The following is a 10,185-nucleotide window of genomic DNA, read 5'->3' on the forward strand; positions in this document are numbered from 1 at the left end:
GCCGGTGCCCTGACCTGCAAGGCGGATGCCGGCAGGGCAGGGCGGGGGCGCTGCCCGCGAGGGCGGGGCGTCAGTGGGGCAGCGTCGCCGGGCTGCCGCCGTTCGCCTCGTACCCGGCGACCGCCAGCGCCCGGTACACCGCGTAGTCCGCCGCCGGGTCGGGGCTGTGCGTCCAGGGCAGGGCGCCGACGTGCCCGTCCACGTGCCGCAGCTGGTTCATCGCCTCGGACCAGCGTTCGGCGCGTACGAGGAAGAGGACCAGCAGGTGGCGCACGTGCGCCAGCATCGGGTCGTCGGGCCGTGCGGCGTGCACCGCGTAGAGCGCGCCCTCCATCGCCCTCGACACGACCGCGCTCTGGTAGAAGCCGTTCACGAGATTGACCTCGGGCAGGTGCTCGTACACCGCGAACAGGGGCAGCGCCGCGAGCAGCGACCCCTGCGGGGCGCGGGCGGCGGCCGCGGTGGCGAAGGCGTCGGCGGCCTCGCGCGAGCCGTGCCACTTCTCGCTGCGGTAGCTCAGCGCGGCGAGGTGCGCGCCCATGTGGTCCGGCGCGCGGTCCAGGACCTTCGCCCACAGCTGGTCGAACTCCGGCTCGGAGTAGGCCAGTCCGCGCGCGACGGCGAGCTCGGTGAGGTACGGGACGGGGTCGCCCGGCGCCAGCAGCGCCGCCTCGCCGCACACCGTACGGGCCTCCTCCAGGATGATCCGGAAGTCGTCGGTGCCCGGCGTCGACGTGCGCCACGCCTGCTGCACCAGGAACTCGGCGTGCACCTGCGCGCCGCCCGCGTCCTTCGGCGCCTCCGCCCGCCACGCCCGCAGCCAGCGCCCGCCCTCGCCGGGCCGGCCCGCCAGCTCCAGCGACGCGGCCCCGGCGAAGGCCTGCACGCGCTGCCAGCGCACCTCGCCCTCCCTGGGCGTCCCGGCCAGCAGCTGCGCGGCGGCCCGCCAGTCCTGGGAGCGCTGCACCACTTCGAGTACGTCCTCCAGGTCCTGGTCCGGGCCCGGCATGCGGACGTCGAGCAGTTCCTGGCGTACGAAGCCGTAGTCGGCCGGGTCGGCGGCGTCGGGGGAGCCGGGCGCGACGAGGCGGATGCCGCCGCCGCGCCTGCGCAGTACCACGGGGCCGATGACCGCCGCCAGCATGCACAGGGCGATCAGGAACCAGAGAATCTCCATGGCTCCATTGTCGCGGACGCTCCAGGCCGCTCCAGGCCGCCGGCGGGAGGGGACCGGCAAGGGACCGGCAAGGGACCGGGCGGGGCCCGAATGCAGCCGGGATGCGGGCGCCGACGAACTACCCTCGTTTCCATGAGTGACCAGCACAGTTTCGAGACCCTCGCGATCCACGCCGGCAACACCGCGGACCCCCTCACGGGCGCGGTCGTCCCGCCGATCTACCAGGTGTCCACGTACAAGCAGGACGGCGTGGGCGGACTGCGCGGCGGCTACGAGTACAGCCGCAGCGCCAACCCGACCCGCACCGCACTGGAGGAGAACCTCGCGGCGCTCGAAGGCGGCAGCCTCGGGCTGGCCTTCGCGTCGGGCCTGGCGGCGGAGGACTGCCTGCTGCGGACCCTGCTGAGCCCCGGCGACCACGTGGTCATCCCGAACGACGCGTACGGCGGCACCTTCCGGCTCTTCGCCAAGGTCGTCTCCCGGTGGGGTGTGACCTTCTCGGTCGCGAACACCTCCGACCCCGCGGCGGTACGGGCCGCCCTCACCCCGAAGACCAAGGTCATCTGGGTCGAGACGCCCTCCAACCCGCTCCTGGGCATCAGCGACATCGAGGCGCTCGCGGGCGTCGCGCGCGCGGCCGGTGTGCGCCTGGTCGTCGACAACACCTTCGCGAGCCCCTACCTCCAGCAGCCGCTCGCGCTCGGCGCGGACGTCGTCGTGCACTCGACGACGAAGTACATGGGCGGGCACTCGGACGTCGTCGGCGGCGCGCTGATCGTGAGCGACACGGCGCTGGGCGAGGAGCTGACGTACCACCAGAACGCGATGGGCGCGGTCGCCGGGCCGTTCGACGCGTGGCTCGTGCTGCGCGGCATCAAGACGCTGGCGGTGCGGATGGACCGGCACAGCGAGAACGCCACGCGCGTCGCGGACATGCTGACCCGCCACCCCCGGGTCGGCCAGGTCCTGTACCCGGGGCTGCCGGAGCACCCGGGCCACGAGACCGCGGCCAAGCAGATGAAGGCGTTCGGAGGGATGGTCTCCTTCCGCGTCGACGGCGGCGAGGAGGCGGCGGTCGAGGTCTGCAACCGCGCGAAGCTCTTCACGCTGGGCGAGTCGCTGGGCGGCGTCGAGTCGCTGATCGAGCACCCGGGCCGGATGACGCACGCGTCGGCGGCGGGGTCCGCGCTGGAGGTTCCGGGGGACCTGGTGCGGCTGTCGGTGGGCATCGAGTCGGGCGACGACCTGCTGGCCGACCTGAAGCAGATGCTGGGCTGAGGCGCCTCGGCGGGCTAGAAGCCCTCCAGGGGTGGCGCCACCTCCGTGGGCGGCGCCACCCACGGCTGCTCCACCGACGCCCACACCGCGAACGCCACCACCGCCACCACGAGCAGCAGCCACAGCAGCCGCCGCACGCGCCGCCGCCGTCGCAGGACGCGTGCGCCGCGTTCGGCGGCGCGCGGGCCGAGGTCCGCGGGGACCGGCGGGTGCGCTCCCTCCAGCATCCGCCGGACCTCGTCCTGCTTGCGGTCGGGGAAGCTCACGGGGGCGTCGCCGCCTTCGCTGCCGGCGCGGGCGGCCGGCTGCGCATCGCCGCCACCGCGCGCGTGCAGATCGCCCGGATCCGCTGCGCGGGCAGTCCGAGCTGCGCCGCGGCCTGCTCCTCGGCGAGGCCCTCGTACAGGCGCAGGACCAGGACCAGCCGCTCCTGCGGGGTCAGCCGCGCCAGGACCCCGCCCCCGGTGCGGGGCCCGCGGCGGTGCCACGCGGTGCGCGCGAAACGGGCCGCGAGCTCCTGGCGGGTGTGCTCGTACGGGTCCTCGCCGCGCAGCCGTTCCCAGTCCGCGTACGTACGGGAGAGCGCGGCCGTCAGCAGCCGCCGGGCCCGCGGGTTGTCGTCCCGGGGCTCGGCCGTCAGCAGCGTCGCGGCATGCAGCAGCCGTCCTGCCGCGCCCGCGACGAACACCTCGAACTCCCGGGTCCTGCGGCGATGCCGTACCGCCTGCCGCTCTCGCACGCCCTCATACCAGGGCAGGAGAAGGCCCCGGGTCAAGAGGTCGGAGGCACCTCGGATCCGGCTGCGGGCCCGGCCTCGAATCCGGTTTCGGGCCCGGCCCCGGTCACGGTCACGGTCACGGCCTCGGTCCCGGATACGGCCTCGGCGCTGCTCCCGGGGCCGGCTTCCGCCCCCGCCGCGCTCTGGCGCGCGGACAGCGCGGAGTTGAAGCGCGTGAGGAGCGTGCAGAAGGAGTCACGTTCCTCCTGGGTCCATCCCTCGGTCACCTGCGCCATCAGTTCACGCCGCGACGACCGCACCTCGTCGAGCCGCGCCTGGCCGCGCGGGGACAGCTGGAGCACGACCGCGCGACCGTCCTCCGGGTGCGACGTGCGCTTGACCAGGCCCGTGTCGACGAGCGGCGCGACCTGCCTGGTCACGGTCGAGGAGTCGATCCCCATGCCCGCGGCCAGTGCCTTGACGCCCATCGGGCCTTCCTGGTCGAGCCGGTTGAGCAGCAGGTAGGCCGCGCGGTCCATGGAGTTGCGGACCTGGCCCACTCCGCCGAGCCTGGTCTGCTCGGCGCGGCGGGCGAAGACGGCCACCTGGTGCTGGAGGGCATCGAGGAGGCCGGTGTCCGGATCAGTCGTCATGTCCTGGGAAGTGGGCATGGCTGGGGGCTCTCTTCGTGCGGCGGTCGGTGTGGTGGGGGACAGAGTACGCGGGTGGCAGCGGACGCGTACCGGCGCTGCGGGAAACGGTGGCGGGGCCCGGGCCCGGACCGTCCCGTGACGGGTGAGCTGCCAGACTTGCCGTCATGAGCTTCAGCACGCCCGACCCCTTGCGCACCCTCCTCCTCGACGACATCCGCGGGGCGCAGAAGATGCTCTCCGGCGTGGCGCGGGCCACGGCGATGGAGGGCAGCCGGTACCTGTCGCACCTGGTCGGCTCCCCGGTCCACCTGAAGTGCGAGAACCTCCAGCGGACCGGTTCGTTCAAGCTGCGCGGCGCGTACGTACGGATCGCCGGGCTGTCCCCGGAGCAGCGCGCGGCGGGAGTGGTCGCCGCCAGCGCGGGCAACCACGCGCAGGGCGTCGCCCTCGCCTCGTCCCTCCTCGGCGTACGGTCCACGGTCTTCATGCCGGTCGGGGCACCCCTGCCGAAGGTCGCGGCGACCCGCGACTACGGCGCCGACGTGCGGCTGCACGGCCAGGTGGTCGACGAGACGCTGGCCGCCGCGCAGGACTACGCCGACGAGACGGGCGCGGTGTTCATCCACCCCTTCGACCACCCCGACGTCGTCGCCGGGCAGGGCACGCTCGGCCTGGAGATCCTGGAGCAGTGCCCCGAGGTGCGGACGATCGTCGTCGGCGTGGGCGGCGGCGGGCTGGCCGCGGGCATCGCGATCGCGGTCAAGGCGCTGCGCCCGGACGTGCGGATCATCGGCGTACAGGCGCAGAACGCGGCGTGCTATCCGCCGTCGCTGGCGGCCGGGCGGCCGGTGTCGGTGGAGACGGCGCAGACGATGGCGGACGGGATCAAGGTGGGGCGGCCCGGCGACGTGCCGTTCGCGGTGATCAGCCAGTTGCTGGACGGGGTCGTCACGGTCTCCGAGGACGAGCTGTCCAGTGCGCTGCTGCTGTGCCTGGAGCGGGCCAAGATGGTCGTCGAGCCGGCCGGGGCGAGCCCGGTCGCGGCGCTGCTGAGCAAGCCGGAGTCGTTCGAGGGGCCGGTGGTCGCGGTGCTGTCGGGAGGCAACGTCGACCCGCTGCTGATGCAGCGCATCCTGCGCCACGGCATGGCGGCGGCGGGCCGGTACCTGTCGCTGCGGCTGCGTCTGACGGACCGGCCGGGGGCCCTGGCCATGCTCCTGGGAGCGCTGTCGGTGGTGGACGTCAACGTCCTGGACGTGGGTCATGTACGGACCGATCCGCGGCTCGGGCTCACGGAGGCCGAGGTGGAGCTGCACCTGGAGACCAAGGGGCCCGAGCACTGCTCGGAGATCAGGGCGGTGCTGCGGGAGGCGGGGTACACGGTCCTGCCGTAAGAGGCGCAAGGGTTGCGCAGAACCCTCCCCCAACGCGATGTATCGCGTTACGGTGTGCTGTGCGTCACTGTTTCGTCGCGCAGGAAAAGTGCGACAAACCTAGGATTCGCGTAGGAAATCACCTGAAACCATGGGGGACCCCTTATGCCAGGCGCCATCTACGCCGAAGGTCTGGTGAAGACCTTCGGCGACGTGAAGGCCCTCGACGGTGTCGACCTCGACGTGCCGGAAGGCACGGTCCTGGGCCTGCTCGGCCCCAACGGCGCCGGCAAGACCACCGCCGTGCGCGTCCTGACCACCCTCCTGCGGCCCGACAGCGGCACAGCGGTCGTCGCGGGCATCGACGTCCTCAAGCACCCCAACGAAGTGCGCCGCTCCATAGGACTGTCCGGCCAGTTCGCCGCCGTCGACGAGTACCTCACCGGTCGCGAGAACCTCCAGATGGTCGGCAGGCTCTACCAGATGTCCGCGAAGGCGTCGAAGGTACGCGCGGCCGAGCTGCTGGAGCGCTTCCACCTCGCCGACGCCGCCGACCGTACGGCCAGGACCTACTCCGGCGGCATGCGCCGCCGCCTCGACCTCGCGGCCGCGCTGGTCGTCTCCCCGCCCGTGATGTTCATGGACGAGCCGACCACCGGACTCGACCCGCGCAACCGCCAGCAGCTGTGGGAGGTCATCCAGGAACTGGTCGCGGGCGGTACCACCCTGCTGCTCACCACCCAGTACCTGGAGGAGGCCGACCACCTGGCCCACGACATCTGCGTCATCGACCGCGGCCGGGTCATCGCGCGCGGCACCTCCGACCAGCTCAAGGCCCGGACCGGCGGCGAGCGCATCGAGGTCGTCGTGCACGACCCCGAGTACCTCACCACCGCCGACGAGGTACTGCGGACCTTCGGCAAGGGGGCGAGCAAGACCGAGCCCCACACCCGCAGGATCACCGTCCCCGTCACTGGTGGCGCCAAGCTGCTCGCCGAGGTCATCCGCGAACTGGACGTCCGCGGGGTCGAGATCGACGACATCGGGCTGCGCAGGCCCACCCTCGACGACGTGTTCATCTCCCTGACCGGCCACGCGGCCGAGGTCGCGGAGGAAGAAACGGAGGCCGCCGAATGAGCACCGTGACGGACACCGCACCCGGCTCCACCCGTGCCCCGCAGCCGCGCGGCGGCCTCTCCCAGTCGGTCACCGACTCGCTGGTCATCGCCAAGCGGAATCTGATCCGCATGGCACGCATCCCCGAGATGATCATCTTCGGGCTGATCCAGCCCGTGATGTTCGTGGTCCTCTTCAGCTACGTCTTCGGCGGCTCCCTGAGCGTCGGCGGCAGCCTCGACCCCGCCACGTACCGCGAATTCCTGATGGCGGGCATCTTCGCCCAGACCGTCACCTTCGCCACGGCCGGCGCGGGCGCGGGCATCGCCGACGACATGCACAAGGGCCTCGTCGACCGCTTCCGCTCGCTGCCCATGGCGCGCGGCGCGGTCCTCACCGGCCGCACCCTCGCCGACCTCGTGCAGACGGCGCTGACGGTCGTGGTCCTCGCCGTCGTCGGCCTGCTGGTGGGCTGGCGCATCCACGAGGGCGTCTTCAAGGCGCTCGGCGCGTTCGCCCTGCTGCTGTTCCTGGGGTACGCGTTCTCCTGGATCGGCGCACTGATCGGCCTCTCGGTCCGTACCCCGGAAGCGGCCACCTCGGGCGGCCTGATCTGGCTCTTCCCCGTCACGTTCGTCTCGAACGCGTTCGTGGACCCGACGATGATGGCCTCCTGGATCCGCCCGATCGCCGAGTGGAACCCCTTCAGCGCCACCGTGCAGGCGGCCCGTGAGCTCTTCGGCAACCCGGGCGTCGTCCAGTCCGACGCCTGGCCCATGCAGCACCCGGTCTGGGCCTCGCTGCTCTGGTCGGTCCTGATCATCGTGGTGTTCAGGACGCTGGCGGTACGCAAGTACCGCTCGGCGGCGGTCTGACAACCGGCGGTCGTACGCACGCGAAAAGCCCCGGCCGGAAATGGCGGGGCTTTCCCGTGCGTACGGGATCAGTCGAGCGGGATCGACTGATGAGCTGCCACGATCGCGTCGATGCGGGCGGCCGCGTCGATGCGGGCGGCCGCGTCGATGCGGGCGGCCGGATCGAAGTCGGCTGCGGTCAGCTGGTGGCCCGCGTCATGCGTGGTGATGCCGAACCGTAGGCGGTCGATCCGCAGGCCGATGTCCGCGTGATGCCGAATCCGGCGTTCCCGGACCGCCACGTGCACGATCACAGCGACGCCGGTGCGATACCGAATGTCACAGGTGCGGGTGGTCTCATTGCCGACCTGCTTCCAGCCGGGCAGCTGCGGGGTGGCCGGGGCGTAGGGGACGCGATACGAGGAGGCCCCCACCCGCCTGCTGGCGGGTGGGGGCCTCCTCGTACTCGGCCGGGCGAGCCGACCGGTTCCGCCGGGCGGCTCAGCCCTGGTACGGCGTGGCTTCGAGGATCTTCACCGAAGCCTTCTTGCCGTTCGGCATCTCGTACTGCGCGTCCTCGCCGACCTTCTTGCCCATCACGCCGGTGCCCAGGGGGGACTGCGGCGAGTAGGTCTCGACGTCGGAGCTCGCGTACTCGCGGGACGCGAGCAGGAACGTCATCGTGTCGTCCTCGTCGCCGTCGAAGGCGATCTTGACGACCATGCCGGGGGCCACGACGCCGCTGGTCGTGGGGGCCTCACCGACCTTCGCGTTCTCCAGGAGCTGGGTCAGCTGGCGCACACGGAGCTCTTGCTTGCCTTGCTCCTCCTTGGCCGCGTGGTACCCGCCGTTCTCCCGCAGGTCCCCCTCTTCGCGGGCAGCCGCGATCTTGCCGGCGATCTCCGTGCGTGCGGGACCCGACAGGTACTCCAGCTCGGCCTTGAGCTGGTCGTACGCCTCCTGGGTCAGCCAGGTGACGCTCTCGCTGGTCTGGGTCACAGGTGCTCCTCGTCGGTACTGGGAATACAAAGCAAGCATCGCCCTCCCCAGAAGGATGTGCCTCCAGGGGCGGGCGAAACCACGAGCCTAACAATTCAGGCGGAAAAGGGGGAGGAGGAAAACGGCCGGACGGGCGTCAGGGCAGGTCAGCCCGCGGAACCGCCGTCCGCGGAGCAGCCTGTCAGTTCGGTGCTCGTCGCCCTGGACGTCGTACGCACCGTGTAGATCTCGTCGGTGCGCCCGGCGCCCGACGCGTCGATACGGACGTCCCTGCGGCCCACTTCGGTGCCGTCCTCCGCGAGGGAGCGCAGCGTGCAGGTGCCGGCCGCGTCCGCCTTCTTGCGCACTTCGAGATGGACCTTGACCTCGGAGTCCGAGACGGTGTCGAACTTGATCAACTCGGCGCTGATCTTCTGGCCCGCGACGTAGTCGTAACCGAACCAGCCGACCATCGCCACGAGCGCGGCGCCCAGCACGGCGCCCACGATCTTGAGCTTGCGGTCCGCGCGCGCGTCCGCCGAGCGGCCGTAACGGCCTTCGGGAAGCCGGGCGGCGGAACCGCTGACCTGGCCGTCGCGCACCGTGGTCATGATCGTTCCTCCTGGGTCGGGGACTCCGGAATTTTCCGCCCCTCGATTCGGTCACTATAGAAGCCGCTTATTGCGCCGAATCACTGAGGATCGAGTCTTGACTGAGCAGCTGCGACTGATGGCCGTTCACGCCCACCCCGACGACGAGTCGAGCAAGGGTGCGGCGACCATGGCCAAGTATGTGTCCGAGGGGGTGGACGTGCTGGTCGTGACCTGCACGGGAGGCGAGCGCGGCTCCATCCTGAATCCGAAGCTCCAGGGCGACAGGTACATCGAGGAGAACATCCACGAGGTCCGCAGGAAGGAGATGGACGAGGCCCGTGAGATCCTCGGCGTCCGCCAGGAGTGGCTGGGCTTCGTCGACTCCGGCCTCCCGGAGGGCGACCCGCTGCCGCCGCTGCCGCAGGGCTGCTTCGCGCTGGAGGACGTCGACGCGGCGGCGGGCCGGCTGGTGAGGTCGATCCGCTCGTTCCGTCCGCAGGTCATCACGACGTACGACGAGAACGGCGGCTACCCGCACCCCGACCACATCATGACCCACAAGATCACGATGGTGGCGTTCGAGGGGGCTGCGGACACCGAGAAGTTCCCGGAGGCGGAGTTCGGCCCGGCCTACCAGCCGCAGAAGCTCTACTACAACCAGGGCTTCAACCGGCCGCGCACCGTCGCGCTCCACGAGGCGCTGATCGCGCGCGGCATGGAGTCGCCGTACGGCGAGTGGCTGGAGCGCTGGAAGGAGTTCCAGCGCGCCGAGCGCACGCTGACCACGTACGTTCCGTGCGCGGAGTTCTTCGAGATCCGCGACAAGGCACTGATCGCGCACGCCACGCAGATCGACCCCGACGGCGGCTGGTTCCGTGTCCCGATGGACGTCCAGCGGGAGGTCTGGCCGACGGAGGAGTACGAGCTGGCCACGTCGCTCGTCGATACGTCCCTCCCCGAGAGCGACCTGTTTGCGGGCATCCGCGACAATGTCTGACGTGAACGTAACCCTGGCAATGACGCAGTTCGTGCCGCTCGCCGCGGACAAGTTCGACAAGAACAAGGTGACCCCGGGCGTTCTGGGGTTCCTGGTGTTCGCGGCGCTGGCCGTCGGCGTGTGGATGCTGATGAAGTCGATGAACCGCCACATGGGCAGGGTCGACTTCGAGGAGGCGCCGGACCCGGCGGCGGAGCGGGAGAAGGCCGCCGCCCCGGCTTCCGCTTCCGGCTCCGCCCCGGCTTCGGCCCCGGCCTCGGAGGACGGTCCCGCGGGGGGCCGGCCCAAGGACGCGTAGGGCGGGGCCGGACCCCGGACGCCCTCCGGGTGTGTCCTCAAGCGCCGGACGGGCTGGATTTCCCAGCCCGTCCTCGATGAGCGAGGTCGTACGGCTGGCGGCCGAGACCGGTTACGACGGCGTGGAACTGCGCGCGCACCCCGAGGAGCC

General features: G+C 71.5%; 12 protein-coding genes and 1 pseudogene. 6 read left to right on the top strand and 7 right to left on the bottom strand.

The window, feature by feature from the left end; genetic code table 11:
- Positions 1–70: 70 nt before the first annotated feature.
- A complete protein-coding gene (locus ACWDZ4_RS33310) occupies positions 71–1,177 on the bottom strand; it encodes a hypothetical protein (RefSeq protein WP_451512128.1) in 1,107 nt (368 codons plus the stop codon).
- 132 nt (positions 1,178–1,309) lie between these two features.
- Here ACWDZ4_RS33310 and ACWDZ4_RS33315 point away from each other — a divergent pair, with 132 nt between their 5' ends.
- Positions 1,310–2,455, top strand: coding sequence for a cystathionine gamma-synthase (locus tag ACWDZ4_RS33315; protein ID WP_451512129.1), 1,146 nt, complete (start codon positions 1,310–1,312; stop codon positions 2,453–2,455).
- A 14-nt stretch (positions 2,456–2,469) separates the two neighbouring features.
- Here the strand turns inward: ACWDZ4_RS33315 and ACWDZ4_RS33320 are convergent, their stop codons facing one another.
- The 3 genes and pseudogenes from ACWDZ4_RS33320 to ACWDZ4_RS33330 form a co-directional block, all read right to left on the bottom strand.
- Positions 2,470–2,721 carry a hypothetical protein gene (locus tag ACWDZ4_RS33320; protein ID WP_451512130.1) on the bottom strand — a complete coding sequence of 84 codons (252 nt, stop codon included), beginning with the start codon at positions 2,719–2,721 and terminating at the stop codon, positions 2,470–2,472.
- Positions 2,718–3,194, bottom strand: a complete 477-nt coding sequence (locus tag ACWDZ4_RS33325) for a sigma factor-like helix-turn-helix DNA-binding protein (RefSeq protein ID WP_451512131.1) — start codon at positions 3,192–3,194, stop codon at positions 2,718–2,720. The genes ACWDZ4_RS33320 and ACWDZ4_RS33325 overlap by 4 nt, the downstream gene beginning before the upstream one ends.
- A 164-nt stretch (positions 3,195–3,358) precedes the next feature.
- Positions 3,359–3,844 (bottom strand): annotated as a pseudogene (locus ACWDZ4_RS33330) (MarR family winged helix-turn-helix transcriptional regulator); the annotation flags it as partial.
- A gap of 146 nt (positions 3,845–3,990) precedes the next feature.
- Here ACWDZ4_RS33330 and ilvA point away from each other — a divergent pair.
- The 3 genes from ilvA (at position 3,991) to ACWDZ4_RS33345 (ending at position 7,190) form a co-directional block, all read left to right on the top strand.
- Positions 3,991–5,220 carry a threonine ammonia-lyase gene (gene ilvA / locus ACWDZ4_RS33335; RefSeq protein WP_451512132.1) on the top strand — a complete coding sequence of 410 codons (1,230 nt, stop codon included), beginning with the start codon at positions 3,991–3,993 and terminating at the stop codon, positions 5,218–5,220.
- Between the two features lie 144 nt (positions 5,221–5,364).
- Positions 5,365–6,336: an ATP-binding cassette domain-containing protein gene (locus tag ACWDZ4_RS33340; protein ID WP_451512133.1), complete on the top strand. Its 972-nt coding sequence runs from the start codon at positions 5,365–5,367 to the stop codon at positions 6,334–6,336.
- A complete protein-coding gene (locus tag ACWDZ4_RS33345; RefSeq protein WP_451512134.1) occupies positions 6,333–7,190 on the top strand; it encodes an ABC transporter permease in 858 nt (285 codons plus the stop codon). Before ACWDZ4_RS33340 ends, ACWDZ4_RS33345 begins: the two co-directional genes overlap by 4 nt.
- 68 nt (positions 7,191–7,258) lie before the next feature.
- Here ACWDZ4_RS33345 and ACWDZ4_RS33350 read toward each other — a convergent pair whose 3' ends face one another.
- From ACWDZ4_RS33350 to ACWDZ4_RS33360, 3 genes are all read right to left on the bottom strand, one after another.
- Positions 7,259–7,603 (bottom strand): 4a-hydroxytetrahydrobiopterin dehydratase, encoded by a 345-nt coding sequence (locus ACWDZ4_RS33350; RefSeq protein ID WP_451512135.1) that lies wholly within the window; start codon positions 7,601–7,603, stop codon positions 7,259–7,261.
- Positions 7,604–7,670: 67 nt separating this feature from the next.
- Positions 7,671–8,168: a transcription elongation factor GreA gene (greA, locus tag ACWDZ4_RS33355; RefSeq protein ID WP_451512136.1), complete on the bottom strand. Its 498-nt coding sequence runs from the start codon at positions 8,166–8,168 to the stop codon at positions 7,671–7,673.
- 146 nt (positions 8,169–8,314) lie between these two features.
- On the bottom strand, positions 8,315–8,758 hold the full coding sequence (locus ACWDZ4_RS33360; RefSeq protein WP_451512137.1) for a DUF4307 domain-containing protein: 444 nt from the start codon (positions 8,756–8,758) through the stop codon (positions 8,315–8,317).
- Between the two features lie 97 nt (positions 8,759–8,855).
- Here ACWDZ4_RS33360 and mca point away from each other — a divergent pair, with 97 nt between their 5' ends.
- Both mca and ACWDZ4_RS33370 read left to right on the top strand, forming a co-directional pair.
- On the top strand, positions 8,856–9,737 hold the full coding sequence (gene mca, locus ACWDZ4_RS33365; protein ID WP_451512138.1) for a mycothiol conjugate amidase Mca: 882 nt from the start codon (positions 8,856–8,858) through the stop codon (positions 9,735–9,737).
- A complete protein-coding gene (locus ACWDZ4_RS33370; protein WP_451512139.1) occupies positions 9,730–10,035 on the top strand; it encodes a hypothetical protein in 306 nt (101 codons plus the stop codon). The genes mca and ACWDZ4_RS33370 overlap by 8 nt, the downstream gene beginning before the upstream one ends.
- Positions 10,036–10,185 lie beyond the last annotated feature (150 nt).

Source organism: Streptomyces sp. NPDC003016 (assembly GCF_053591455.1).

Excerpts from the sequence above, each read along its gene's own strand:
- ACWDZ4_RS33310 (WP_451512128.1), bottom strand. The coding sequence starts at position 1,177 with ATGGAGATTCTCTGGTTCCTGATCGCCCTGTGCATGCTGGCGGCGGTC.
- ACWDZ4_RS33315 (WP_451512129.1), top strand. The coding sequence starts at position 1,310 with ATGAGTGACCAGCACAGTTTCGAGACCCTCGCGATCCACGCCGGCAAC.
- ilvA (WP_451512132.1), top strand. The coding sequence starts at position 3,991 with ATGAGCTTCAGCACGCCCGACCCCTTGCGCACCCTCCTCCTCGACGAC.
- ACWDZ4_RS33340 (WP_451512133.1), top strand. The coding sequence starts at position 5,365 with ATGCCAGGCGCCATCTACGCCGAAGGTCTGGTGAAGACCTTCGGCGAC.
- ACWDZ4_RS33345 (WP_451512134.1), top strand. The coding sequence starts at position 6,333 with ATGAGCACCGTGACGGACACCGCACCCGGCTCCACCCGTGCCCCGCAG.
- ACWDZ4_RS33360 (WP_451512137.1), bottom strand. The coding sequence starts at position 8,758 with ATGACCACGGTGCGCGACGGCCAGGTCAGCGGTTCCGCCGCCCGGCTT.
- ACWDZ4_RS33370 (WP_451512139.1), top strand. The coding sequence starts at position 9,730 with ATGTCTGACGTGAACGTAACCCTGGCAATGACGCAGTTCGTGCCGCTC.